This window comes from Pseudomonas qingdaonensis, from assembly GCF_018398475.1.
Lineage (GTDB): Bacteria > Pseudomonadota > Gammaproteobacteria > Pseudomonadales > Pseudomonadaceae > Aquipseudomonas > Aquipseudomonas palmensis.
Window position 1 is genome coordinate 5,241,544 of the sequence record NZ_CP074676.1, and the last position, 24,484, is coordinate 5,266,027.

Here is a 24,484-nt window from a genome sequence, read left to right on the forward strand (position 1 = left end):
GATACAACCCGCGGCGCAGAGCGGGCGCGATTATGGCAGACAGCAGTGAGCCCCCACAATGCAAGCAGTGCAGGAAAATCAAGCCTGTTCCCACGGCATTTATGCAACAGAATGCGACGAAAGATCACAGGCGCTGATTTGCTCCCCCTGCCCTGCTCTGCTAGTGTCGCGCCGTTCAAACCGCCACCAGAGACAGCCGCCATGGCCCGAAAAAAAGCTGCCATTGACTTCGAGCAATCCCTTGCCGACCTGCAAGCGCTGGTCGAACGCCTGGAGAACGGCGAACTGTCGCTGGAAGACTCGCTGACCGCCTTCGAGCAAGGCATCGGCCTGACCCGCGATTGCCAGAGCGCCCTGACCCAGGCCGAGCAGAAGGTCCAGGTGCTGCTGGAGCGCGACGGCGAGTTGCGCGCCGAGCCGTTCGACGCGGAACAGCCGGAATGATTGCCGCCTACCAGGCCCGTTGCCAGGCCCAGGTGGATGCCGCGCTGGAAACCCTGTTCCACGCCCCCTCGAGCGAACTCGAGCGCCTGTATGCCGCCATGCGCTACAGCGTGATGAACGGCGGCAAGCGGGTACGCCCGCTGCTGGCCTATGCCGCCTGCGAGGCGCTGGGTGGCGCCAGCAGCGATGCCGACGGCGCCGCCTGCGCAGTCGAGCTGATCCACGCCTATTCGCTGGTGCATGACGACCTGCCGGCAATGGACGACGACGACCTGCGTCGCGGCCAGCCCACCACCCACAAGAAATTCGACGAGGCCTGCGCGATCCTGGCCGGCGACGGCTTGCAGAGCCTGGCCTTCAGCGCCCTGCTCGACCCGCGCCTGAGCCCGCAGAGCGATGCCATTCGCCTGGCCATGGTGCAGGCCGTGGCCCAGGGCGCCGGCCCCGCCGGCATGGTCGGTGGCCAGGCCATCGACCTGGGCTCGGTGGGGCTCAAGCTCGATCAGACCGCGCTGGAATACATGCACCGGCACAAGACCGGCGCGCTGATCGAAACCAGCGTCAAGGTCGGCGCCCTGGCCAGCGCGCGGGCCGATGCCCAGACGCTTGCGGCCTTGCAGCAGTATGCCCAGGCCATCGGCCTGGCGTTCCAGGTGCAGGACGACATCCTGGATGTCGAGAGCGATACCGCGACCCTGGGCAAGCGCCAGGGCGCAGATATCGCCCGCGACAAGCCGACCTACCCGGCATTGCTGGGGCTCGAAGCCGCCAAGGCCTACGCGCTGGAACTGCGCGACCAGGCGCTGGCAGCGCTGGCTGGGTTCGATGACAAGGCCGAGCCGCTGCGGGCGTTGGCGCGGTACATCGTCGAACGCCGCAGTTGACGGCAGCGGCCCTTCGCCGGCAATGCCGGCTCCTGCATCGAACCCTGTAGGAGCCGGCATTGCCGGCGAAACGCACACCACATACCTCAATGGGCAGCCTTCACCGCAATAAGGTAAACTGCCGCCTCATCACACCTATAACGATTCGCCTGATGCCCACGACGTTTCAAGAGATCCCCCGCGAACGCCCGGTCACGCCGCTGCTTGACCGTGCCGATACGCCAGCCGGCCTGCGTCGTCTGGCCGAAGCCGACCTGGAGAAACTGGCCGACGAACTGCGCCAGGAGCTGCTCTATAGCGTCGGCCAGACCGGCGGGCACTTCGGTGCCGGCCTGGGCGTCATCGAACTGACGATCGCCCTGCACTACGTCTTCGACACGCCGGACGACCGGCTGGTGTGGGATGTGGGCCACCAGGCGTATCCGCACAAGATCCTCACGGGTCGGCGCGAACGCATGCACAGCCTGCGTCAAAAGGACGGCCTGGCCGCCTTCCCGCGCCGCGTCGAGAGCGAGTACGACACCTTTGGCGTCGGGCACTCCAGCACCTCGATCAGCGCCGCGCTGGGCATGGCCATCGCCGCCCGCCTGCAGAACCAGGCACGCAAGTCGATTGCAGTGATCGGTGACGGCGCGCTCACCGCCGGCATGGCCTTCGAGGCGTTGAACCACGCCCAGGAAGTCAACGCCGACATGCTGGTGATCCTCAACGACAACGACATGTCGATTTCGCGCAATGTCGGCGGCCTGTCCAACTACCTGGCCAAGATCCTCTCCAGCCGCACCTATGCAAGCATGCGCGAGGGCAGCAAGAAGGTGCTGTCGCGCCTGCCCGGCGCCTGGGAGATCGCCCGCCGCACCGAAGAGTATGCCAAGGGCATGCTGGTGCCCGGCACCCTGTTCGAAGAGCTGGGCTGGAACTACATCGGCCCCATCGACGGCCACGACCTGCCTACCCTGATCGCCACCCTGCGCAACATGCGCGACCTCAAGGGGCCGCAGTTCCTGCACGTGGTGACCAAGAAGGGCAAGGGTTTCGCCCCGGCCGAGGTCGACCCGATCGGCTACCACGCGATCACCAAGCTCGAACCGCTGGACGCCCCGGCCACCGCGCCGAAAAAGGCCGCCGGGCCGAAGTACTCGGCGGTGTTCGGCCAGTGGCTGTGCGACATGGCCGCCGCCGACCAGCGCCTGGTGGGCATCACCCCCGCCATGAAGGAAGGCTCGGACCTGGTGGCGTTCAGCGAACGCTACCCCGAGCGCTACTTCGACGTGGCGATTGCCGAGCAGCACGCGGTGACGCTGGCGGCGGGCATGGCCTGCGAGGGCGCCAAGCCGGTGGTGGCGATCTATTCGACCTTCCTGCAGCGCGCCTACGACCAGCTGATCCATGACGTGGCGGTGCAGAACCTCGACGTGCTGTTCGCCATCGACCGCGCCGGCCTGGTGGGCGAAGACGGCCCGACCCACGCCGGCAGCTTCGACCTGTCGTTCCTGCGCTGCATCCCCGGCATGCTGGTGATGACCCCCAGCGACGAGAACGAGCTGCGCAAGATGCTCAGCACCGGGCACCTGTACAACGGCCCTGCCGCCGTGCGCTACCCGCGTGGCAGCGGGCCGAACGCGACGATCGACGGCGACCTTGAGCCGCTGGAGATCGGCAAGGGCGTGATTCGCCGCCAGGGCAGCAAGGTCGCCCTGCTGGTGTTCGGTGTGCAACTGGCAGAAGCGCTGAAGGTGGCCGAAAACCTGGATGCAACCGTGGTCGACATGCGTTTCGTCAAGCCGCTGGATGAAGCGCTGGTGCGCGAGCTGGCTGGCAGCCATGACCTGCTGGTGACCATCGAAGAGAACGCCATCATGGGCGGCGCCGGCTCTGCGGTCAGCGAGTTCCTGAGCGCTGAAGGCGTGCTCAAGCCGATGCTGCACCTGGGCTTGCCGGATGTGTACGTCGAGCATGCCAAGCCGGCGCAAATGCTGGCCGAATGCGGGCTGGATGCTGCCGGGATCGAGGCTTCGGTGCGTCAGCGGAGCCAACTGCTGGGCCTTTAGACCCTTTCGCCAGCCAGGCTGGCTCCTGCCTGCAGGAGCCAGCCTGGCTGGCGAAAGGCGCATCAGCCCAGCTGACGCGGTACCCGGTACAGGTAAAGGATCACCACGCTGGCGATGGCCAGCAGAATCTGCGGCACTCCCTCCAGGCCCACGAATACCGACAGTGCGGCCACCCACGCCGGCAGGCAGGCAAACAGCATCGACACACGGCGAACCCGCGCCAGCTCTATCCAGGCCGCCGGCTCTTCAGCGCTGTTCAGCGCCTTTTCAGTGGCAATCAATGCACGCTTGTAGGCGCTGAAACGCGGCAGGCTGAAGAACATCGAGGCCAGCCCGGCCAGAAACACCGGCATCACCAGCAGCGGGACACGCGCCACACTGCCCCCGAACGCCCAGCCGAACACCAGCAGCGGCGCCAGGGCAAGCGCGAAGAACTGCCACCAGGCGAACGCCAGCCGCCGCTTGACCTGGCCGCGGGTCACGCCCGACCGGCCTCGCCCTGGTGCTCGTTGCCCATCATGTGGCCGAGCTTGCCGGCCTTGGTGGCCAGGTAGTGCTTGTTATGCGGATTGTGCCCGGTGTGCAGCGGCACGCGCTCGGCTACCGCAATGCCCATGGCGGTGAGGGCTTTTACCTTGCGCGGGTTGTTGGTCATCAGGCGCAATGACGTGACGCCCAGGTGCTCGAGCATCGGCTGGCACATGGCGTAGTCACGCTGGTCGGCGGCAAAGCCCAGGCGCTCGTTGGCCTCGACGGTGTCGGCGCCGCCGTCCTGCAGTTCGTAGGCGCGAATCTTGTTCAGCAGGCCGATGCCACGGCCCTCCTGACGCAGATACAGCAGCACGCCACGGCCTTCGCGGGCAATGGCCTGCAGAGCGGCCTCCAGCTGCGAACCACAGTCGCAGCGCTGGCTGAACAGCGCATCGCCGGTCAGGCATTCGGAATGCAGGCGCCCCAGTACCGGCTCGCCATCGGCTACATCACCCAGGCTGAGCACAACGTGCTCGCGGCCGGTGGCTTCGTCGAGAAAACCATGCATGGTGAACGTGGCAAAGGGGGTGGGCAGCTTGGAAGCGGCAACAAAGACGACGGGCACCTTGTGCTCCTGATCAATAACGTGAAATTTGATGTGCGCCGATTGTAACAGCAGCGTAAGGCAGGTGCTTAGGCTGAATTCTTGGGCAAACAGATCGAGAAGTTAGATGCTGGCACGTGCGCCCTGCCCGGAATCGGGAACGGATACGGCTGCTGCCAGCGCTCGAAGATCTCGCGCAATTCACCGCTGGCGATCAGTTCGTCCATGCGCCGATCGAACAGCGCCCGGAGCGCACAGGCCTGCTCGGTCCTGGCAAAGGCCAGGTACAACGGCAACTCGGCGATGTGGGTGCGGCGGAACCGGGCCTTGTCACGGGCCTGGTTGTACACGTAGTCCACCTCGGTCTGGGCATCGATGTAGAAGTCCACGCGCTTGAGTTCGAGCATCGGCAGGATGCCGTCGCGCCGCTGCACCTCGCGAAACTCCTTCACATCGGGCAGGTAGCGCTGGTACTCGTAGCCACGCACCCAGGAGAGCTTGTAGCGGCCGATGGTGGCGGCGCTCGGCACCGGCAGGCTGGCCAGGCCCAGGGCGTAGATATGGTCCTGGTCGAAGGCGTTGCGCGGGTAGAGGTAGTCGTTGCTTTCCTGCTCGTAAGAGCCGACCCAGGCATCGGCCTCGGCGCGCTTGACCAGGCCCACGGCGCGGCTGTAGGGCACGCTGATGGCGAGCACCTTGACCCCCGCCGGCTCGAACACCTTGCGCAGCACGTCCCAGGCCATGCCGCGCCCTTCGACGTCGGTGTAGTCCGGCCAGATCTCGCTGGCCAGGCGCACCTCCTGCGGCAACGCGGTCGGCTCGCCAGCCCAGGCGATGCCGCCACCCAGCGCCAACACCAGCAGCAACACTCGCCATGCGCGCATCAGGCCACTCCCTTCAGGTGAAACTCCACACCAGCGCCTGCATGCCCAACCAGGCGAACACGCCGGCCAGCACGTCATCGAACATGATGCCGAAACCGCCATGCACATGCCGGTCGATCCAGCGGATCGGCCACGGCTTGAGTATGTCGAAGAAGCGGAACATCAGAAAGCCTGCCAACAACCATAGCCAACCTTCCGGTACCAGCCAGAGGGTTATCCACATGCCGACCATCTCGTCCCAGACGATGCCCTCGTGGTCATGCACGCCCAGGTCGTCGGCGACCTTGCCGCACAACCATACGCCGAACAGCATGGTCAGCCCCAGCATCAGCCAGTAGCCCCAGTCGGGCAGCATCTGCCACAGCGGGATGAACGGCACGGCCACCAGCGAACCCCAGGTGCCCGGCGCCTTGGGCAGGGTGCCGGAGCCGAAGCCGAAGGCCAGAAAATGCCAGGGGTTGCGCCAGACTGAAGGCGGCACGTTTTCTGCCGGCACCTGATTGGGGTGATCGGTCACGGTGTCTCCCTAAAAATGTTGATAACCCCGCGTGCGCGGGGTGATGTCCGCCCCGGCGTGGTCACGCAGGCTGACGCCGCTGCCCGCCTCCACCCGACCGACCACGTGCACCGGCCAGCCGGCAGCCTGCAGGCCGGCCAGGTGCGCGGGGGGCAAGGTGAAGGCAATCACGTAGTCGTCGCCACCGGTGAGCGCGGCCTGTCGCGCACCTTCCAGGCCCAGCAGGCCCTGCAGCGCCGTACCCAGCGGCAGCTGTTCGAGCGACAGCACAATCGACACGCCCGAGGCCGTGGCAATGTGTCCGCAATCGGCCAGCAGGCCATCGGAGATATCCAGCGCCGCGCTGGCCTTGCCTCGCAGCGCCTGACCCAGCGCCAGTTGCGGTGGCGGCGACCAGTAGTGCGCCAGCAGCGGCTCGGCCAGCGCCACCGCCGCCTCGCGTTCGCCAAGCACCAGCGGCAAGGCCCCGGCAGCGTTGCCCAGCTCACCGCCGACACACACCAGGTCACCAGGCCGCGCACCGCTGCGCGTCAGGGCCTGGCCGGCAGGCACGCGGCCGAACACGGTCATGGTCAGGCTCAGCGGCCCATGGGTGGTGTCCCCGCCTACCAGGCTCAGGCCGCATTGTCGGGCCATCAGGTTCAGACCCTGGGCATAGGCCTTCAGCCAATCGGCGTGAACCGTCGGCAGGGTCAGGGCAAGGGTAAAGGCCACGGGGGTGGCGCCCATGGCTGCCAGGTCACTGGCAGCCACCGCCAGCGAGCGCTGGCCGAGCAGGAACGGTTCGCACACAGCCGGGAAATGCACCCCGGCCACCAGCGTGTCGGTGGACACGGCCAGTTGCTCGCCGGCCGGTAGCGCCAGCAGGGCGCAATCGTCGCCGATCCCCAGGGCGACCCCGTCGCCGGCCTGCGCACAGGGCGCGGCGGCGAAGTAGTGGCGGATCAGCTCGAATTCACCCATGGGCAGGCAGCGCCGCAATCAGCGCTTGAACGCCTTCACTTCGGCTTCGCGCAGCCGCGGTGCGAGCTTGTCGAGCACACCGTTGACGAACTTGTGCCCGTCAGTGGCGCCGTACACCTTGGCCAGCTCGATACCTTCGTTGATGACCACGCGATAAGGCACGTCGACCCGCTTGATCAGCTCCCAGGTGGACAGGCGCAGCACCGACAGCTCGACCGGATCGAGCTCTTCGAGCACGGTGTCCAGGCAAGGCGCGAGGGCCTTGTCGATTTCTTCCTTGATCGCCGGCACGCCGTGCAGGATCTCGCGGAAGTAGGCACCGTCGACATCGGTGAAATCGTTATCGACCCGGAACTGCGCTTCGATCTCGTTCAGCGAGTGCTTGGCCATGTGCCACTGGTACAGCGCCTGGGTCGCGAGCTTGCGGGCTTCGCGACGCTTGGCACTCTTGGAGGGCTTGCCAGCATCCGCAGGTTTTGGATCGCGCGGGTTGAAACGATCGCTTTCGTCGCTAATCACTTGGCCTCCAACTGCGCCAGCAGGCTGACCATTTCCAGGGCGGACAGGGCCGCTTCGGCGCCCTTGTTGCCGGCCTTGGTGCCGGAACGCTCGATGGCCTGTTCGATCGAATCGACGGTCAGGACACCGAAGGCAACCGGCACGCCGAACTCCATGGACACCTGGGCCAGGCCCTTGGTGCATTCGCCCGCCACGTATTCGAAGTGCGGGGTGCCACCACGGATCACGGCGCCCAGGGCGATGATCGCGGCGTATTCGCTCTGCTGGGCGACCTTCTGTGCCACCAGCGGAATCTCGAACGCACCCGGTGCACGGATGATGGTGATGTCGCTTTCGCTCACGCCGTGGCGAACCAGGGCATCAACGGCACCGCTTACCAGGCTTTCGACGACGAAGCTGTTGAAGCGGCCAACCACCAAAGCATAGCGACCTTTGGGGGCAATGAAGGTACCTTCGATGGTCTTCAGGGACATTGCGGGGTTCTCATCTTAAAGAGCCAGGCCGCAACGGTGCGGCCTGTGGGAGTTTTGTTCCGGATCAACAGCGGGAAACCAGCCCCTGCTTTATTCGGAGGGCACGTATTCTACAACTTCCAGATCGAATCCGGATATCGCATTGAACTTCATTGGCGAACTCATCAGGCGCATCTTGCGTACGCCCAGGTCGCGCAGAATCTGCGAACCGGCACCCACGGTGCTGTAGGTGGTGGGTGTCTTGACCTGGCTGCTGTCGGCGCTTTCGCGGATATGCGCCAGCAGCACGTCGCCGTCCAGCGGGTGTCCGAGCAGCAGCACCACGCCGCTGCCGGCCTCTGCCACGGCGCTCATCGCGGCGCGCAGGCTCCAGCGGCCGGGCTGCTTGACCAGCAGCAGGTCGCGCAGCGGGTCCATGTTGTGCACCCGCACCAGGGTCGGTTCCTCGGCGCAGATCTTGCCCAGGGTCAGGGCCATGTGCACGTCGCCTTCGACCGAATCGCGGTAGGTCACCAGGTTGAACTGACCCAGTTCGCTGTCCAGCGGCTGCTCGGAAATCCGCTGAATGGTACGTTCGTGGATCATGCGATAGTGGATCAGGTCGGCGATGGTGCCGATCTTGATGTTGTGCTCGGCGGCGAACACTTCCAGCTCGGCGCGACGCGACATGGTGCCGTCGTCGTTCATCACCTCGCAGATCACCCCGCTCGGCTCGAAACCGGCCATGCGCGCCAGGTCGCAGGCCGCCTCGGTGTGGCCGGCACGGGCCAGGGTACCGCCGGGCTGGGCCATCAGCGGGAAGATGTGGCCCGGGCTGACGATGTCTTCGGCCTTGGCGTCCCGGGCGGCGGCGGCCTGCACGGTGCGCGCGCGGTCGGCGGCGGAGATACCGGTGGTGACGCCTTCGGCAGCTTCGATCGAAACGGTGAACTTGGTGCCGAAGCCCGAGCCGTTGCGCGGGGCCATCAGCGGCAGCTTGAGCAGCTCGCAGCGCTCGCGCGACATCGGCATGCAGATCAGGCCACGGGCGTGCTTGGCCATGAAGTTGATGTGTTCGGCCTTGCAGCACTCGGCGGCCATGATCAGGTCGCCTTCGTTCTCGCGGTCTTCGTCATCCATCAGGATGACCATTTTGCCCTGGCGAATGTCTTCGACCAGTTCTTCGATGCTGTTGAGCGCCACGCGGCACCCCCTTCTAAATCAGGATTTCAGGTAGCCGTTGGCGGCCAGGAAACTTTCGGTGATGCCACCCTTGCCCGGCTCGGCGGCCTTGTCGCCCAGCAGCAGACGCTCCAGGTAACGGGCCAGCAGGTCGACCTCAAGGTTAACCCGACGCCCGGTGCGGTAGTCGGCCATGATGGTTTCAGCGAGGGTGTGCGGCACGATGGTCAGCTCGAACTCGGCGCCATCGACCTGGTTGACCGTGAGGCTGGTGCCATCGACGGTGATCGAGCCCTTGTGGGCGATGTACTTGGCCAGCTCGGCCGGCGCGCGCAGGCGGAACTGGATGGCGCGGGCGTTATCGCTGCGCGAGATGACTTCGCCGACACCGTCGACGTGGCCGCTGACCAGGTGGCCGCCCAGGCGGCTACTGGGGGTCAGGGCCTTTTCCAGGTTGACCCGGCTGCCTACCTTGAAGTCGGCAAAGGCGGTGCAGTCGAGGGTTTCGCGGCTGACGTCAGCCCAGAAACCGTCGCCAGGCAGTTCGACGGCGGTCAGGCACACGCCGTTGACGGCGATGCTGTCGCCCAGTTTCACGTCGCCCAGGTCGAGCTTGCCGGTTTCGACATACACGCGCACGTCGCCGCCTTTGGGGGTGAGTGAACGGATGCTGCCGATGGATTCGATGATGCCGGTGAACATGAGTCCTCCTTCAGAACGGGTCGCGCAAGGCGCAGGCCGCGAATTATACGCCGGGCGCAGGCACAGGAATGGCAGTGACTCGCCAGTCATCGCCTACGGCGCGCATGTCGGTGATGTTGAGGGCCTGCGCTTCGCTCATTCTGGCCAGGGGCCAATCGAGCAATGGGCGGGCACTGGAGCCGAGAAACTTGGCAGCGATGAAGAGCTGGTATTCGTCCACCAGGCCCTGTTGCGCGAAGGCACCGGCCAGGCCCGGGCCGGCCTCCACCAGCACCTCGCTGGCACCACGCCGGGCCAGTTCGCGCAGCAGCGCGGGCAGGTCGACGTGCCCGTCGGTGCCGGGCAGGCTCAGCAGGTCATGGCCGGCCTGGGCGTACTGCGCAACTGGCGCGGCGGCCGTCACCACCAGCACCGGGCCGGCCAGGAAGAACGGCGCCGTCAGCGGCAGGCGCAGGCGCCCGTCGATGAGCACGCGCAACGGTGGGCGGGCCATCGCCAGGGCGGTGCTGTCGGCGTCCAGCCCAAGCTCGTCGGCGCGCACGGTCATGCGCGCGTTGTCGGCCAGCACGCTCTGGGCGCTGGTCAGCACCACGCTGGAGCGCGCGCGCAGACGCTGCACCGCCGAGCGTGCGGCCGGGCCGGTGATCCACTGGCTCTCGCCACTGGCCATGGCGGTGCGCCCGTCCAGGCTCATCGCCAGTTTGACCCGCACAAAGGGCAGGCCGTGTTCCATGCGTTTCAGAAAGCCCGGGTTGAGTGCGCGGGCCTCGGCCTCCAGCACACCGCTGGCAACCTCGATACCGACGTCGGCCAGGCGCTTGAGCCCCTGCCCCGCCACTTGCGGGTTGGGGTCCTGCATGGCCGCCACCACCCGCGCCACACCGGCCTTGACCAGCGCCTCGGCACACGGCGGCGTGCGCCCGTGGTGGCTGCACGGCTCCAGGGTCACATAGGCACAGGCGCCACGGGCCAGCTCGCCGGCCTGGCGCAGCGCGTGCACCTCGGCATGCGGTTCGCCGGTGCGCACGTGCCAGCCTTCGCCGACCACCTGCCCGTCACGCACGATCACGCAACCGACCCGCGGGTTGGGATGGGTGGAATAGAGACCCTTGCGCGCCAGTTCCAGCGCACGGGCCATGTAGTGGGCGTCGAGCACGTCGCGTTCGCTGGGCAGGCTCATTGCTTGGAAGGCTCGCGCGCCAGGCGGTCGATTTCTTCACGAAATTCGTCCAGGTCCTGGAAGCGACGGTACACCGAGGCGAAGCGGATGTAGGCCACTTCGTCGAGCTTTTGCAGCTCGGCCATCACCAGTTCGCCGACGACCAGCGACTTGACCTCGCGCTCGCCGGTGGCGCGCAGCTTGTGCTTGATGTGGGCCAGCGCCGCTTCGAGGCGCTCGACGCTCACCGGGCGCTTTTCCAGCGCCCGCTGCATGCCGGCGCGCAGTTTTTCTTCGTCGAAGGGCTGGCGGCTGCCGTCGGTCTTGATCAGGCGCGGCAGCACCAGTTCGGCGGTTTCGAAGGTGGTGAAGCGCTCACCGCAGGCCACGCATTCGCGGCGACGGCGCACTTGTTCGCCCTCGGCAACCAGTCGCGAGTCGATGACCTTGGTGTCGTTGGCACCGCAGAAGGGACAGTGCATGGTGGCAGGCAACAAAAAAAGGGAGGGTCATGGTAGCGCATCCCACTGGCAAGACAAGCCAAAGCAGTTACCATCCAGTGAGGAAATATCCCCCCGAAGGAATTGATCATGCCCTTTAGAGCGCTCGTTGTGCTCAGTTTTGCCGCCCTGCTGGCCGCCTGCAGCAGCGATGAACCCAAGCCGGTGCTGGCCCCCAAGGCCCCGGTAGCGGCCAAGCAACCTGTGGCCCTGGGCCCGCTGCCGGCCTACCAGCGTGAAATCAGCGGCACCCTGCTCGGCATCCCGTCGGGCGCCGAGGTCGAGCTGGCGCTGCTGGTGGTCGACCCGCGCGGCCGCCCGCAACGCCTGCTGGCCAGCAGCAACCTGGACGCCAACGGCCAGGACCTGCCGTTCCAGCTGCGTTTCAACCCCGAGGCGTTCCCTGCCGGTGCGCGGGTGGAGCTGCGCGGGCGTGCCAGCCAGTCCGGGCAGCTGATCCTGCACCTGCAACCTGTGGCGGTCAGCAGCCCGCAAACCCAGGCCACCGGCCCGCTGCGCCTCGAAAAAGCGCCGTGACCGCGCCGATCCACCTGCAACAGGCGTTGAGCGGGCTGCTGGGGGACGCACGGCTGGTGGTCAGCGAGCTGCCGGCCTGCGACCTCAAGCTGTGGCTGATCGATGCGCACAACATGGACCGCGCGTTCAGCCCCGAGGAAACCCGGCGCATCCTGCACGAGCCGCCCTACTGGGCCTTCTGCTGGGCCAGCGGCCTGGCCATGGCGCGCTACCTGGCCGCCCGCCCCGAGTGGGTGGCCGGCAAACGCGTGCTGGACTTCGGCGCAGGCTCGGGCATTGCCGGCATCGCCGCCGCCCGCGCCGGGGCGCTTGAAGTGGTGGCCTGCGACCTCGACCCGCTGGCGCTGCAGGCAAGCCGCGCGAATGCCGCGCTCAACCAGGTGCAGTTGGGCTACTCCAGCGATTTCTTCGCCGAGGCCGACCGCTTCGACCTGGTGCTGGTGGCCGATGTGCTCTACGACCGCGCCAACCTGCCGCTGCTCGATGCGTTTCTCAGCCGCGGGCACCAGGCGCTGGTGGCCGACTCGCGGGTGCGCGACTTCCGTCACCCCCTGTACCGCCAGCTCGACACCCTGCACGCCCTGACCCTGCCAGACCTGGCCGAACCCCACGAATTCCGCCAGGTGAGCCTGTACCACGCCAGCCGCAGCGCTTTATAGTGTTGCCATTCAAGGATTTGCGAGAGTCGCGATGAGCCAGGAAACCCCGTACATCTTCAATGCCACCAGCGCCGACTTCGACCAGTCGGTGATCCAGAACTCCCACGTCAAACCCGTGCTCGTCGACTTCTGGGCCGACTGGTGCGCGCCGTGCAAGGTGCTGATGCCGCTGCTGGAGAAAATCACCGCCGAATACCGGGGTGAGCTGCTGCTGGCCAAGGTCAACTGCGATGTGGAACAGGACATTGTCGCGCGCTTCGGTATCCGCAGCCTGCCGACGGTGGTGCTGTTCAAGGATGGCCAGCCGGTCGACGGCTTTGCCGAGGCACGCCCGGAATCGGAAATCCGCGCAATGCTCGAACCGCATGTGCAACTGCCGCCACCGGCAGCGGCCGACCCGCTGGTAGTGGCCCAGGGGCTGTTTGCCGAGGGACGCTTCAGCGAGGCCGAGGCGCTGCTCCAGGCCCTGCTGACCGAAGACAACAGCAATGCCGCGGCACTGATCCTGTATGCCCGTTGCCTGGCCGAGCGTGGCGAGCTGGGCGAAGCGCAGACCGTGCTCGATGCGGTCAAGAGCGATGAGCACAAGGCTGCACTGGCCGGTGCCAAGGCGCAGCTGACGTTCCTCAAGCAGGCCGCCAGCCTGCCGGACGTGGCAGACCTGAAGTCACGCCTGGCACAGAACGCCGAGGATGACGAGGCGGCGTATCAGCTGGCAGTGCAGCAGCTCTCGCGCCAGCAGTACGAGGCGGCGCTGGACGGGCTGCTGAAACTGTTCAAGCGCAACCGCGGGTATGAAGGCGGCCTGCCGCACAAGACCCTGCTGCAGGTGTTCGACCTGCTGGGCAACGAGCACCCGCTGGTGCTGGATTACCGCCGCAAGCTGTTTGCTGCGTTGTACTGAGGTCAACCGCCCGCTCCCACAAGGTTACCTACCCGCGCTGTGGGAGCGGGCTTGACCCGCGATGGGATCAACGCGGTGTTCAGCCGACCCAGTGATAGACCGGCGCATCCGCCCCGCTTTCCACCCTCACCTCGCTGCTATGGCGCAAACGCACCAGCAGGCGCTTGCCGGCCGCCGTATTGCCCGCCAACCCCTCCAGCGCCTCCAGCAACTGGGGCCCGTTCAACTGACCGGCCTTGCGCAACACCTCGCGCGCCGCCTGCCACACTGCATCGTCCGGGCGCACCGGCGCCGTCGGTACAGCAGCAACCGCCGGCGCCCCGGCCGCCTGCAACTGCCCGCCCAGCTGCGCCCACTCATGGGGCTCCAGCTCCACGCTCAAATCCACCGGCCATTCGCCGATGTGTCCACGAATACGCACGTTCGCACCCTCCATTCGATCAGGCGCCCATGCTCCCACGAAGTTTCATCCAGCGACACTGGTACGCGGCCGACAAGTTGTTATAACATTTCGAAACTCTTTCAGCGCCTTCCGGAGTTCCGCCCATGCGTCGTCTGCTGCTTGCCTTGCCGTTCGCCCTGCTGCCCCTGAGTCTGGTTTACGCCCATGACGACCATGACCATGAGCATGGCAGCCTGGGCGCCCATGAACATGGCGTGGCGCACCTGAACGTCGCACTCGACGGCAATGCCCTGGAGCTGGAATTCGACAGCCCGGCGATGAACCTGGTGGGCTTCGAACATGCCGCCACTTCCGCCACCGACAAGGCCAAGGTCGCGGCCGTGCGCGCCCAGTTCGAAACACCCTTGGCGCTGTTCGGCCTGAACAAGGCAGCCGGTTGCAGCGAAACCGACCAGGACCTGCAAAGCCCGCTGTTCGGCGACAAGCCGGTGCATGACGAGGATGGCGACGCCCACGATCACGAACACAGCGACATCAACGCCCATTACAAACTCGAATGCACCACCGCGGCCCAGCTCACCCGCCTGGACCTGGCGCCACTGTTCAAGGCCTTCCCCGCCACCCAGAAGATCCAGCTGCAGCTGGTGGGCCCCAATGGCCAGAAGGGCGTGGACCTGACCCCGACCCACAGCGCGATCGACTTCTGACATGGGCCAGGCACTGATCGAACTGTCCCGGCTGGGTTTCGCCTGGCCCGGCCAGCCTGAGCTGCTGGACATACCGGCGTTGCGCCTGCAGGCCGGCGAGTCGCTGTTCCTCAAGGGCCCCAGCGGCAGTGGCAAGACCACCCTGCTGGGCCTGCTGGGCGGGGTGCAGAAGGCCGACCGCGGCAGCATCCGCCTGCTCGGCCAGGAGCTGGGCGCGCTCAGCCAGGGCCAGCGCGACCGTTTTCGCGTCGATCATACCGGCTACATCTTCCAGCAGTTCAACCTGCTGCCGTTTCTGTCGGTACGCGAAAACGTCGAGCTGCCGTGCCGTTTCTCGCGCAGCCGGGCGCAACGCGCCGGCCAGCGCTACGGCAGTGTGGACAAGGCCGCCGCCAGCCTGCTCGCCCATCTGGGCCTGAAGGACCCGGCACTGCTGGCACGGCGCGCCGACAGCCTGTCGATCGGTCAGCAGCAACGGGTGGCCGCCGCCCGCGCGCTGATCGGCCAACCCGAGCTGGTGATTGCCGACGAGCCGACTTCGGCGCTCGATGCCGACACCCGTGAAGCCTTCATCCGCCTGCTGTTCGCCGAATGCCGCGCAGCCGGCTCCAGCCTGTTGTTCGTCAGCCACGACCAGAGCCTGGCACCGCTGTTCGATCGCCAGCTGTCGCTTGCCGAACTCAACCGCGCCGCGCGCCCTGCCAGCGACCTGGAGGCCTGATGTACCTGCTCCGCCTTGCCCTGGCGAGTCTCGCCAACCGCCGCTTCACTGCCCTGCTCACCGCCTTCGCCATCGCCCTGTCGGTGTGCCTGCTGCTGGCGGTGGAGCGGGTACGCACCGAGGCCCGCGCCAGTTTTGCCAGCACCATCAGTGGCACCGACCTGATTGTCGGTGCGCGCTCGGGCTCGGTGAACCTGCTGCTGTACTCGGTGTTTCGCATCGGCAACGCCACCAACAACATCCGCTGGGACAGCTTCGAGCACTACGCCAGCAACCCGCGGGTGAAGTGGGCCATCCCGATCTCGCTGGGCGACTCGCACCGCGGTTACCGGGTGATGGGCACCACCGAAGCCTACTTCGAGCATTACCAGTACGGGCGCAAGCAGCACCTGCAGCTGGCCAGCGGGCGTGCCTTCGCCAGCGACCCGTTCGAGGTGGTGCTGGGCGCCGAGGTGGCCGACGCGCTGCATTACAAACTCGGCGACAAGCTGGTACTGGCCCATGGCGTGGCCGCCATCAGCCTGGTCAAGCATGACGACAAGCCGTTCACCGTGGTGGGCGTGCTGCAACGCACCGGCACCCCGGTGGACCGCACCCTGCACATCAGCCTTGGCGGCATGGAGGCGATCCACGTCGACTGGCACAACGGCGTGCCCGCCCGCGGCGCCGGCCGCGTCAGCGCCGAACAGGCCCGTGGCATGGACCTCACACCCAAGGCCATCACCGCGTTCATGCTGGGCCTGAACAACAAGATCAGCACCTTCACCCTGCAACGCGAGATCAACGAGTTTCGCGGCGAGCCGCTGTTGGCGATTCTGCCCGGCGTGGCCCTGCAGGAGCTGTGGAGCCTGATGGGCACCGCCGAACAGGCGCTGTTCGTGGTGTCGCTGTTCGTGGTGCTGACCGGCCTGATCGGCATGCTCACGGCGATCCTCACCAGCCTCAACGAGCGCCGCCGCGAAATGGCCATCCTGCGCTCGGTGGGTGCACGCCCCTGGCATATTGCAGGGCTGCTGGTGATGGAGGCGTTCACCCTGGCGCTGGCGGGGATTGCCGCCGGGCTGGGCCTGCTCTACCTTGGCATCGCCCTGGCCCAGGGCACGGTGCAGGCCAACTACGGCCTGTACCTGCCGCTGGCGCTGCCCAGCGCCCACGAGTGGAGCCTGCTGGGGATCATCCTCGGCGCCGCCGTGCTGATGGGCAGCATTCCGGCCTGGCGGGCCTACCGCCAGTCGCTGGCCGACGGTTTGTCCATTCACCTGTGAGAACGCCCGTGATACGTCGTGCCCTGCTGTTGTTGCTGTTGATTGCCCCGCCCCTGTGGGCAGGTGAGCCGCGCACGCTGGAATGGCCGCAATTGATCCCCGAGGGTGCACCGGTGATCGTGCCGCAGATGACCCCACTGCACGACCTTTCGCAGTTGAGCAACGCGCTGGCCGGCGAAAGCGGCCCGGCGGCGCAGCAGCAGGCGCCCGACGCGCCGGTGGTGAAGGCACTGGATGGCCAGCAGGTGAAGCTGCCGGGCTACATCGTGCCACTGGAAGTCAGCGAGGAAGGCCGTACCACCGAGTTCCTGCTGGTGCCGTACTACGGCGCGTGCATTCACGTGCCGCCCCCACCGTCGAACCAGATCGTGCACGTGTTCAGCGAAATCGGCATCAAGGTCGAGGAGCTGTACCAGCCCTACTGGATCGAGGGGCCGATGCAGGTCAAGGCTTCCAGCAGCGAGCTGGCCGAGGCCGGCTACCAGATGGAAGCCGAGAAGATCTACGCCTATGAACTACAATAGAAGCCCCGCGCCAGGGCGTTTGCGGTTTCATTGAGCTGCGTCAAGAATCACCGCCTGTCAGCTCCTTACCATTGGACACATTAAATTCTAAACGTCCTTTGGGAGCTTCCATGAACAAGTCCTTGCTCAGCGCCTCGCTCATTGCCCTCGCGCTTGCAGCCCCTGTTGCCCACGCCCACCAGGCGGGCGATTTCATTCTGCGTGCCGGTGCGATCACCACCGCACCGAACGAGGACAGCGGCGATATCAAGCTCGACGGCACCAAGGTTGGCGGCACCAAGGCCACCCTGGACAGCGACACCCAGCTGGGCCTGGCCTTTGCCTACATGCTGACCGACCACATCGGCCTGGAACTGCTGGCAGCCACCCCGTTCCAGCACGAAGTGGGCGTAAAGGGCCTGGGCGCGGGCCTGGACGGCAAGCTGGCGAACATCAAGCAACTGCCACCGACCCTGTCGCTGCAGTACTACCCGATGGAGCCGACCTCCAAGTTCCAGCCTTACGCCGGTATCGGTCTTAACTACACCCTGTTCTTCGATGAAGACCTGAGCAGCAGCCGCAAGGCCCAGGGCTTCAGCAACATGAAGCTCAAGGACTCGGTCGGCCTGGCCGGCCAACTGGGCATGGACTACATGCTGACCGACAACCTGCTGGTCAACGCCGCGGTCTGGTACGTGGACATCGACACCAAGGCCACCATAGACGGCCCAAGCGCGCTGGGCGTGGGCAAGACCAAGGTGAGCGTGGATGTGGACCCATGGGTCTACATGGTGGGTGTGGGTTACAAGTTCTGACCATGAAAAAGCCCCGATCATTCGGGGCTTTTTTTTGGCTGCGATTCCCGTCAGGGAGATACCGCCTGCAGGAGCCGGCGTTGCCGGCGAAGCTTTTTACGTTCAGCGCCCCAGCAGGTGCGCCAGCCCATCGGCCAGTGGCGTCGGCTCGGGCAGGTCGAAGCGCGCCAGCAGCCGCGCATTGTCGGCCCGCGAATGACGGATATCACCCGCGCGCGCCGGCCCGTGATTGACCTCGGGCAACGGCCCTACCACCTTGCGCAGTGCGTCGAGCAACTGGTTCAGCGTGGTGGCGCGGTTCAGCCCCACGTTCACCGCGCCCTCCTGCACCTGCGCCTGTTCCAGCGCCTGCACCAACACCGCCACCAGGTCGGCCACATACAGGAAGTCACGGGTCTGCTCGCCATCGCCAAACAGGTTGATCGGCGTGCCGTTGAGGGCGCGCTCGCAGAAGATGCTGATCACTCCCGAATACGGCGACGACGGGTCCTGGCGTGGCCCGAAGATATTGAAGAAGCGAAACACCACCGGCTCCAGCCCATGCTGGCGACGATAGAAGTCCAGGTACTGCTCGCTGGCCAGCTTGTCCACCGCATAGGGGGTCAGCGGCGCCTTGGGCGTGTCCTCGTCGATGGCCTGGCCTTCACCGTTGTTGCCGTACACCGCAGCGCTGGAGGCAAACAGCACGCGCTTGATGCCGGCCACACGCATCGCCTCGCACACGTTCAGCGTGCCGATGAAGTTGCTCTGGTGGGTCCTGACCGGGTCTTCCACAGAGGCCTGCACCGAGGCCACCGCCGCCAGGTGCACCACGGCCTGGCAGCCCTCGGCGGCCCGGGCCACCAGGGCGGCATCGGCCACGTCGCCCTCGATCAGTTGCAGGCGCGGGTTGTCCAGCTGCAGGTTCAGACGCCGACCGGTAGACAGGTCGTCGAGCACGCGCACCGCGTACCCCTTGGCCAGCAGCGCGTCGCTCAGGTGGGAGCCGATGAAGCCGGCCCCCCCGGTAATCAGGATAGGAGCATCAGCCATGACGATAGAACCGGTCCAGTAGGGTCGGCAGGCCGGCGCGCCAGGCACGCGGCTTGATGCCGAAGGTGTGGAGGATTTTCTTGCAGGCCAGCACCGCGTGCTGGGGTTCTTCGGCAGCATCCGGGCGGGCGGCGTGGGCCTGCGCAGTGGGCGCTTCGACGGCCAGCTGACGCAGTTGCCCGGCTTCGCTGAGGATCGCCTGACCCAGCGCCAGCGGCGTGGTCGCCTCGTTGCCGGCGTAATGGTAGGTGCCCCATAGTGGCGCGCCACAGTCCAGTTGCTTGAGCACCGCCAGGATCACCCGCGCTGCATCGTCGACCGGGGTCGGGTTGCCACGCCGGTCGTCGGCCAGCAGCAGTTCCTGCGAGTGCTCGGCGCGGGTCAGAAAACGCCCCAGCACGCCGTCGACGCTGTCGTCGAGCACCCAGCCAAAGCGCAGCAGCACGTGCTGCGGGCAGGTCGCGCGCACGCTCTGTTCGATGCGCCACAACGCCTGGCCACGTTGGCCGAGCGGTACCGGCTCGTCCTTTTCGCTGTAGGCCGTGGCCCGCGAACCGTCGAATACCCGGTAGCTGGAGGGTTGCAGCAAGATGATGTTGTGGTGCTGGCACAGTTCGGCCAGGCGCTCGACCGCACGCTCCTGCGAAGCCAGGCGCTGCTCGCTCACCGATTCGGCCTGGAACCAGTCGAAGTAGTAGGCCAGATTGATCAGCGCATCGGGGCGGGTGTCATCGAGCAGCTGGGTCAGGCTCGCGGCATCCCAGCCCTGGTCAGGTGGGCGCGGCGCCAGAAAGCCGATATCTTCCTCGGCCCCGAGGCGAATCAGCGCTTGCCCAAGGGCATTTCCACCACCCAACAGCATCAGGCGCATTCGCATAGAGTCAGCAGGTCCGGTCAGATAAATTGAGGGAAAGCGGATATTTTGCGGCTTCCAGCAAGCGAAGTCCAACGCGGGGCCGACTGACGCCAAAGTCTAGAGTGTGTCAGCGCAAAGTGTGACGGGTTCAACGTAGTTCAAGAAATAACCTGCGCGCCCACCAGAAATGCCCGACTGCATCTACTGTAAAAGCGTCAGCCTCGCTGGTTCATGTCGACTTGTCGACCCTTCACCCCGGGCAAGAGGACCGCTTCATGCCGATCAAGACGGCCGCACACGGACGTGAGCGTTGGCAATTCGACGAACCCAGCCCGGGCCGCGAGTGCCTGGTGGTCGAAACGTTCGACGGCTACAGCCAGGAAGGTCGCCTGCTGATCCCCGATATCGAGCACGCGCCGCCGCTGTTCATGCTCGGCGGCGCACGCAGCGACTTCACCCACCTCAACCCGCTGCTGTACCGCCTGCAGGCCCTGGGCATCGGCTCGCTGACCGGCAACCTGTCGGGGCACAGCCTGGCCAGCCTGCCGGGGGCCCGGGCGCCCTCGCTGCACACCAACCTGGCCGAGGCGCTGCGCTTCTTTCGCCACGTCGAGCATCGCTGCAACACCGTGATCGGCCACAGCCTGGGCGCAGCGCTGGCGCTGAAAGTGGCAGCGCACCATGCACGCCAGGTGAACAAGCTGGTGCTGCTGTGCCCGGCGGTCTATGCCGACAGCGCCTACGATGCACCCTTCGGCCCGGCCTTCACCCGCGCCATCAGCACCCCCCACGGGTTTCTCGACAGCGACAGCTACAAGTTCCTGCGCAGCTATCGCGGCCAGGTGCTGCTGGTGCTGGGACAATACGATGGCCTGCTGGCCGCCCACCACGGGCGAACCCCGGGCACGTCGGCAGGCCATGTGGAAATCGACGGCATGCTGCGCTACAGCCCGATCCCGGCCGAAGTCATCCAGGCGCTGAGCGACACCCTACCCCCCGGGCATTTCGAACAGCTGACCCTGCCCGACTGCGACCACGGCATCGCCGCCCACCTGCGCGCCCATCCCCCACAGGCCGGGGCCCTGGCGCAGCAGGTGGCGGCATTCATTCGCCGCTGAGCACGGCGCCCTTCACTCGATCTCGAACAGGCCGTTGCGAATCGGCCCGACGTTGAGCCGTGCGCGCACATCGTCATCGATGCGCGGGTCATCCGGGCGGTACAGCCGGACCTGGCGGTAGGCATTGATGCGGTTGATTTCCGGGCCCAGGTATTCCCATACCACGCGGGTACACGCCGGAGTGCGCCGGTCACCGCTGGAGACGCCGGTCTTGAGGCCGTTGAGCCGGGTGATGCGGCTCTTGAAGCTGGGAATCAGGATGGTCTGGCTCATCTCGTTGACCGTCAGCGATTCGTAGTCGATCAGAAACACCCGGTCCTGCAACTGAAAGGCCGCGCCCAGATAGCGGCAGCGCACCCAGTCTTCGGCCTGCACGTCGGTGCTGCTGGAGCGCTCCTGGCGTTCCTGTCGCTCGAACAGGAACGTGCCGCGTTCTTCGCGCAGGTGCACCAGCGACAGCAGGATGCTGCCCGGCACCGACATGCAGTTGGAATATTCGAAGTAGTAGCCGCAGTAGCGCGACAGATTGCCCTCGTGCTCGCGCAGCGGGCGCAGAAGTTCCAGCAACGGGTCGGCCTGGGCCGGGCTGGCAAGCGCCGAGCTGCGCGCACCGATCAGGCGCGCGAACTGTTCTGGCGGCAGGCCCAGTTCGTAGTCCTCGACGCCGAAGAAGTCGCCGATGCGCTTGAGGTTGTACGCCGTCGGCTGGCTCTGCCCGCTCAGGTACTTGTTGAACTGCGCCCGGTTGATCGACAGCTGCCGGCAAACCTCGGAAATAGAGCGGTAATGGCTGCACGCCAGCTTGAGGTTGGGGCCCAGGTGTTGACTCATTGATCAGGTACCGATTGATGCGATAGGCGCCAGTTTAGCATCAGGTCGCATCAATTCAGAGCAACCCGCGAAATTGTAACGACGTTTGTCATGACCAACCATGCGCCCCCAGGCAAACGGCGCACGCCGTCAGCCACTGTCATTCAGAACAAGAACCGAGGTCACGCCATGCTCGAAGTGCTCAACGATTTCCTTTCGGGGAAGCTCCTTATTGTGCTTATCGTCGGACTGGGAAGCTATTTCACCCTGCGCTCGCGATTTGTGCAGTTTCGCCATTTCATCCATATGTTCGGCGTATTCAAGGAATCGTTGCGCGGCCAGGCGGGCCAGTTGAGTTCGTTCCAGGCACTGATGCTGAGCCTGGCCGGGCGCGTGGGTGCCGGCAACATCGCCGGTGTCGGTATCGCCGTGACCCTGGGCGGCCCGGGCGCGGTGTTCTGGATGTGGGTGACGGCGCTGGTGGGCATGTCCAGCAGCTTCTTCGAATGCACCCTGGCGCAGGTCTACAAGCGCGCCGACGGTGATGGCCTGTACCGCGGCGGCCCGGCCTACTACATCCTGCACGGCCTCAACCTGCGCGCCATGGCAGTGGTGTTCTCGGTGTTGCTGCTGGTGACCTACGGCTTCGCCTTCAACGGCCTGCAGTCGTACACCGTGACCCACTCGCTGCAGAACGCCTTCGGCTTCGCCCCGGAGCACACCGGGATTGCCCTGGCCGTGCTGCTGGCCATCGTGTTCCTGGGCGGGATCAAGCGCATCGCCTCGGTGTCCGACCTGCTGGTGCCGGTCAAGACCCTGGCCTACATCGGCGTTACCCTGTACGTGATCGGCAGCCAGATCGAACACGTGCCGGCCATGCTCGAAACCATCTTCAAGAGCGCCTTCGGCCTGGACCCTGCATTCGGCGGCCTGCTGGGCAGTGCCATCGTGATGGGCGTCAAGCGTGGCGTGTTCGCCAACGAAGCGGGCCTTGGCAGTGCGCCCAACGTGGCCGCCGTGGCGGCAGTGAAACACCCGGGCGCCCAGGGCGTGGTGCAGGCATTCAGCGTGTTCCTCGATACCTTCGTGATCTGCACCTGCACCGCGCTGCTGATTCTGCTGTCGGGCTTCTACACCCCGGGCTTCGAAGGTGACGGCATCGTGCTGACCCAGAACTCGCTGGCTGCCGTGGTCGGTGACTGGGGTCGCCTGTTCGTCAGCGTGGCGCTGTCGCTGTTCGTGTTCACCTGCATCCTCTACAACTACTACCTGGGCGAAAACAGCCTGCAGTTTCTGACCCGCAACCGTGCGGTGCTGATGGTCTACCGTGCCCTGGTGCTGGCGCTGATCGTGTGGGGCTCGGTGCAGAACCTGTCGACCGTGTTCGCCTTCGCCGACATCACCATGACGTGCCTGGCCTTCGTCAACCTGATCGCCCTGGCGCTGCTGTTCAAGATCGGCCTGCGCGTGATGCGCGACTATGACGACCAGCGCAAGGCAGGCATCAAGCAGCCGGTATTCGACTCGGCCAGGTTCCCCGACCTGGACCTGGACACCCAGGCCTGGCCTGCTGTCCAGCCCGCTGAAAGCGCACGCCCTGCCAGCGTGGGCGAAGCTCAAGCTCAAGCGCAACGCTGAGCAACCCTGTGCCGCCGCCCCGTTCGCGGGCGGCAGCCGATTCGCGATGCCCCTTTTCTCACCTGCCTGGAATGCTCACCATGCGCGCGGTCAAGAACCTTCTCGTCCTCTACACCGGCGGCACCATCGGCATGCTGCAAACGCCCCATGGCCTGGCGCCGGCCGGTGGCTTCGAGGCACGCATGCGCGCCTGGCTGGACACGCATCCGACGCCACCCCGGGTGCACTGGCGCCTGCAGGAGATGTCACCGCTGCTCGACAGCGCCAACATGCAGCAGGCCAACTGGCTGGCCATGCAGGCGGCCATCGTCACGGCGGTGACGCGTGACGGCCACGACGGCATCCTGCTGCTGCACGGCACCGACACCCTGGCCTACAGCGCAGCAGCGTTGTCGTTCCTGCTGCTGGGGCTGGATGTGCCGGTTGTGCTCACCGGCTCGATGCTGCCGGCCGGCGCACCGCACAGCGACGCCTGGGACAACCTGCACGGCGCCCTGGCCCTGTTCGAAAGCGGCCTGCAAAGCGGCGTGCAGCTGTATTTCGCAGGCCAGCTGCTGCACGGCGCACGGGCCAGCAAACTGCGCAGCGAGGCCTTCGATGCGTTTGCCGCGCCGGCGCGCCACCGCGAAGGCAGCCGCGCCAGCGCGTTACCCGCGATACTCGGCTATGCCCAACCGCGGGTGCCGGTGAAACTGGCGGTGCTGCCGGTGTACCCCGGCTTGCAGGCCGAGCAGGTGCAGGCACTGGTGGTGAGCGGCGTGCGCGGCCTGCTGCTTGAATGCTATGGCAGCGGCACCGGCCCATCGGAAGATGCAGCACTGATGCAGGCGTTGCAGAAGGCGCGCCAGGGTGGCGTGCTGATTGCCGCCATCAGCCAGTGCATCGAGGGCAGTGTGCTGTTCGATACCTACGCCGCCGGCAGCCGCCTGCGCGAGACCGGCCTGGTATCGGGCGGTGGCATGACCCGCGAGGCGGCGCTGGGCAAGCTGTTCGCCCTGCTGGGCGCGGGGCTGGACATCGACACCGCCGAGCGCTGGTTCGCCCTGGACCTGTGCGGTGAACGGGTGGCCTGAGGCCCCGCGAAAAATGGCGGAAGGCAGCCGGAGTCGAACCTGCCCGGGAACGGCTGCCGTCCCCAACCGGGTTTGAAGCCCGGCCGCGCCACCGGGCGCGATTGCCTTCCT

Annotated in this window: 29 protein-coding genes and 1 tRNA gene; 14 read left to right on the forward strand and 16 right to left on the reverse strand. The window is 66.2% G+C overall.

The features are described 5' to 3' along the window. Positions 1–201: 201 nt before the first annotated feature. The 3 genes from KH389_RS23955 (at position 202) to dxs (ending at position 3,379) form a co-directional block, all read left to right on the forward strand. The gene (locus KH389_RS23955; protein WP_043861884.1) at positions 202–444 is read left to right on the forward strand and encodes an exodeoxyribonuclease VII small subunit; all 243 of its coding nucleotides are present in this window, start codon (positions 202–204) and stop codon (positions 442–444) included. Continuing rightward, positions 441–1,328: a (2E,6E)-farnesyl diphosphate synthase gene (gene ispA, locus KH389_RS23960; protein WP_043861885.1), complete on the forward strand. Its 888-nt coding sequence runs from the start codon at positions 441–443 to the stop codon at positions 1,326–1,328. The genes KH389_RS23955 and ispA overlap by 4 nt, the downstream gene beginning before the upstream one ends. Before the next feature lie 152 nt (positions 1,329–1,480). Further along, positions 1,481–3,379 (forward strand): 1-deoxy-D-xylulose-5-phosphate synthase, encoded by a 1,899-nt coding sequence (gene dxs / locus KH389_RS23965; protein WP_104571877.1) that lies wholly within the window; start codon positions 1,481–1,483, stop codon positions 3,377–3,379. Between the two features lie 62 nt (positions 3,380–3,441). On the opposite strand, the gene KH389_RS23970 is transcribed toward dxs, so the two are convergent. The 11 genes from KH389_RS23970 to nrdR all read right to left on the reverse strand — a co-directional run bounded on the left by KH389_RS23970 (position 3,442) and on the right by nrdR (position 11,314). After that, positions 3,442–3,861, reverse strand: a complete 420-nt coding sequence (locus KH389_RS23970) for an MFS transporter (RefSeq protein WP_213606392.1) — start codon at positions 3,859–3,861, stop codon at positions 3,442–3,444. Continuing rightward, complete coding sequence (gene ribA, locus KH389_RS23975; protein ID WP_043861888.1) at positions 3,858–4,475, reverse strand: GTP cyclohydrolase II; 618 nt, start codon at positions 4,473–4,475, stop codon at positions 3,858–3,860. Before ribA ends, KH389_RS23970 begins: the two co-directional genes overlap by 4 nt. Positions 4,476–4,543: 68 nt before the next feature. Beyond that, positions 4,544–5,338, reverse strand: coding sequence for a substrate-binding periplasmic protein (locus tag KH389_RS23980; protein ID WP_078481663.1), 795 nt, complete (start codon positions 5,336–5,338; stop codon positions 4,544–4,546). Between the two features lie 13 nt (positions 5,339–5,351). Next, positions 5,352–5,855, reverse strand: a complete 504-nt coding sequence (locus tag KH389_RS23985; protein WP_043861890.1) for a phosphatidylglycerophosphatase A family protein — start codon at positions 5,853–5,855, stop codon at positions 5,352–5,354. A 9-nt stretch (positions 5,856–5,864) separates the two neighbouring features. After that, positions 5,865–6,818 (reverse strand): thiamine-phosphate kinase, encoded by a 954-nt coding sequence (thiL, locus tag KH389_RS23990; protein ID WP_213606394.1) that lies wholly within the window; start codon positions 6,816–6,818, stop codon positions 5,865–5,867. A gap of 18 nt (positions 6,819–6,836) precedes the next feature. Next, positions 6,837–7,337, reverse strand: a complete 501-nt coding sequence (nusB, locus tag KH389_RS23995; protein WP_043861892.1) for a transcription antitermination factor NusB — start codon at positions 7,335–7,337, stop codon at positions 6,837–6,839. Then, a complete protein-coding gene (gene ribH, locus KH389_RS24000) occupies positions 7,334–7,810 on the reverse strand; it encodes a 6,7-dimethyl-8-ribityllumazine synthase (RefSeq protein ID WP_043861893.1) in 477 nt (158 codons plus the stop codon). The genes nusB and ribH overlap by 4 nt, the downstream gene beginning before the upstream one ends. 90 nt (positions 7,811–7,900) lie before the next feature. Further along, positions 7,901–8,992 (reverse strand): bifunctional 3,4-dihydroxy-2-butanone-4-phosphate synthase/GTP cyclohydrolase II, encoded by a 1,092-nt coding sequence (ribBA, locus tag KH389_RS24005; RefSeq protein ID WP_043861894.1) that lies wholly within the window; start codon positions 8,990–8,992, stop codon positions 7,901–7,903. An 18-nt stretch (positions 8,993–9,010) separates the two neighbouring features. Beyond that, on the reverse strand, positions 9,011–9,673 hold the full coding sequence (locus KH389_RS24010; protein ID WP_043861895.1) for a riboflavin synthase: 663 nt from the start codon (positions 9,671–9,673) through the stop codon (positions 9,011–9,013). Positions 9,674–9,716: 43 nt separating this feature from the next. Further along, complete coding sequence (ribD, locus tag KH389_RS24015; protein ID WP_213606395.1) at positions 9,717–10,853, reverse strand: bifunctional diaminohydroxyphosphoribosylaminopyrimidine deaminase/5-amino-6-(5-phosphoribosylamino)uracil reductase RibD; 1,137 nt, start codon at positions 10,851–10,853, stop codon at positions 9,717–9,719. Then, positions 10,850–11,314: a transcriptional regulator NrdR gene (gene nrdR, locus KH389_RS24020; protein ID WP_043861897.1), complete on the reverse strand. Its 465-nt coding sequence runs from the start codon at positions 11,312–11,314 to the stop codon at positions 10,850–10,852. The genes ribD and nrdR overlap by 4 nt, the downstream gene beginning before the upstream one ends. Positions 11,315–11,422: 108 nt before the next feature. On the opposite strand from nrdR, the gene KH389_RS24025 reads away from it, so the two are divergent. The 3 genes from KH389_RS24025 to trxA are packed head-to-tail and all read left to right on the forward strand — an operon-like array spanning position 11,423 to position 13,432. After that, positions 11,423–11,869, forward strand: coding sequence for a YbaY family lipoprotein (locus KH389_RS24025; protein ID WP_043861898.1), 447 nt, complete (start codon positions 11,423–11,425; stop codon positions 11,867–11,869). Continuing rightward, positions 11,866–12,528 (forward strand): class I SAM-dependent methyltransferase, encoded by a 663-nt coding sequence (locus KH389_RS24030; protein ID WP_054916423.1) that lies wholly within the window; start codon positions 11,866–11,868, stop codon positions 12,526–12,528. Before KH389_RS24025 ends, KH389_RS24030 begins: the two co-directional genes overlap by 4 nt. A 31-nt stretch (positions 12,529–12,559) precedes the next feature. Next, positions 12,560–13,432: a thioredoxin gene (gene trxA, locus KH389_RS24035; protein WP_054916424.1), complete on the forward strand. Its 873-nt coding sequence runs from the start codon at positions 12,560–12,562 to the stop codon at positions 13,430–13,432. A gap of 79 nt (positions 13,433–13,511) precedes the next feature. Here trxA and KH389_RS24040 read toward each other — a convergent pair whose 3' ends face one another. Then, complete coding sequence (locus KH389_RS24040) at positions 13,512–13,853, reverse strand: hypothetical protein (RefSeq protein WP_213606396.1); 342 nt, start codon at positions 13,851–13,853, stop codon at positions 13,512–13,514. Positions 13,854–13,978: 125 nt separating this feature from the next. Here KH389_RS24040 and KH389_RS24045 point away from each other — a divergent pair, with 125 nt between their 5' ends. The 5 genes from KH389_RS24045 (at position 13,979) to KH389_RS24065 (ending at position 17,846) form a co-directional block, all read left to right on the forward strand. Continuing rightward, a complete protein-coding gene (locus KH389_RS24045; protein WP_213606397.1) occupies positions 13,979–14,542 on the forward strand; it encodes a DUF2796 domain-containing protein in 564 nt (187 codons plus the stop codon). A gap of 1 nt (position 14,543) precedes the next feature. Then, positions 14,544–15,263, forward strand: coding sequence for an ABC transporter ATP-binding protein (locus tag KH389_RS24050; RefSeq protein ID WP_043861902.1), 720 nt, complete (start codon positions 14,544–14,546; stop codon positions 15,261–15,263). Further along, positions 15,263–16,528: an ABC transporter permease gene (locus KH389_RS24055; protein ID WP_043861903.1), complete on the forward strand. Its 1,266-nt coding sequence runs from the start codon at positions 15,263–15,265 to the stop codon at positions 16,526–16,528. The genes KH389_RS24050 and KH389_RS24055 overlap by 1 nt, the downstream gene beginning before the upstream one ends. Before the next feature lie 11 nt (positions 16,529–16,539). Further along, a complete protein-coding gene (locus KH389_RS24060) occupies positions 16,540–17,052 on the forward strand; it encodes a DUF3299 domain-containing protein (RefSeq protein WP_043861948.1) in 513 nt (170 codons plus the stop codon). A gap of 110 nt (positions 17,053–17,162) precedes the next feature. Next, positions 17,163–17,846, forward strand: coding sequence for an OmpW/AlkL family protein (locus KH389_RS24065; RefSeq protein ID WP_043861904.1), 684 nt, complete (start codon positions 17,163–17,165; stop codon positions 17,844–17,846). A 102-nt stretch (positions 17,847–17,948) separates the two neighbouring features. Here KH389_RS24065 and KH389_RS24070 read toward each other — a convergent pair whose 3' ends face one another. Both KH389_RS24070 and KH389_RS24075 read right to left on the reverse strand, forming a co-directional pair. Further along, entirely contained in the window at positions 17,949–18,878 is a 930-nt protein-coding gene (locus tag KH389_RS24070; RefSeq protein WP_054916426.1) for an NAD-dependent epimerase/dehydratase family protein, read from the reverse strand. Beyond that, on the reverse strand, positions 18,871–19,755 hold the full coding sequence (locus tag KH389_RS24075) for a sugar nucleotide-binding protein (protein ID WP_043861906.1): 885 nt from the start codon (positions 19,753–19,755) through the stop codon (positions 18,871–18,873). The genes KH389_RS24070 and KH389_RS24075 overlap by 8 nt, the downstream gene beginning before the upstream one ends. A gap of 254 nt (positions 19,756–20,009) precedes the next feature. Here KH389_RS24075 and KH389_RS24080 point away from each other — a divergent pair, with 254 nt between their 5' ends. Continuing rightward, positions 20,010–20,852, forward strand: coding sequence for an alpha/beta hydrolase (locus tag KH389_RS24080; RefSeq protein WP_054916428.1), 843 nt, complete (start codon positions 20,010–20,012; stop codon positions 20,850–20,852). Positions 20,853–20,864: 12 nt separating this feature from the next. On the opposite strand, the gene KH389_RS24085 is transcribed toward KH389_RS24080, so the two are convergent. After that, positions 20,865–21,683 (reverse strand): helix-turn-helix domain-containing protein, encoded by an 819-nt coding sequence (locus KH389_RS24085; RefSeq protein WP_043861908.1) that lies wholly within the window; start codon positions 21,681–21,683, stop codon positions 20,865–20,867. A 168-nt stretch (positions 21,684–21,851) separates the two neighbouring features. Here KH389_RS24085 and KH389_RS24090 point away from each other — a divergent pair, with 168 nt between their 5' ends. Further along, on the forward strand, positions 21,852–23,300 hold the full coding sequence (locus KH389_RS24090) for an alanine/glycine:cation symporter family protein (RefSeq protein WP_078481653.1): 1,449 nt from the start codon (positions 21,852–21,854) through the stop codon (positions 23,298–23,300). Between the two features lie 80 nt (positions 23,301–23,380). Then, positions 23,381–24,373: an asparaginase gene (locus tag KH389_RS24095; protein WP_213606398.1), complete on the forward strand. Its 993-nt coding sequence runs from the start codon at positions 23,381–23,383 to the stop codon at positions 24,371–24,373. A gap of 14 nt (positions 24,374–24,387) precedes the next feature. On the opposite strand, the gene KH389_RS24100 is transcribed toward KH389_RS24095, so the two are convergent. Further along, a tRNA-Sec gene (locus tag KH389_RS24100) sits at positions 24,388–24,483 on the reverse strand. Position 24,484: the final 1 nt, after the last annotated feature.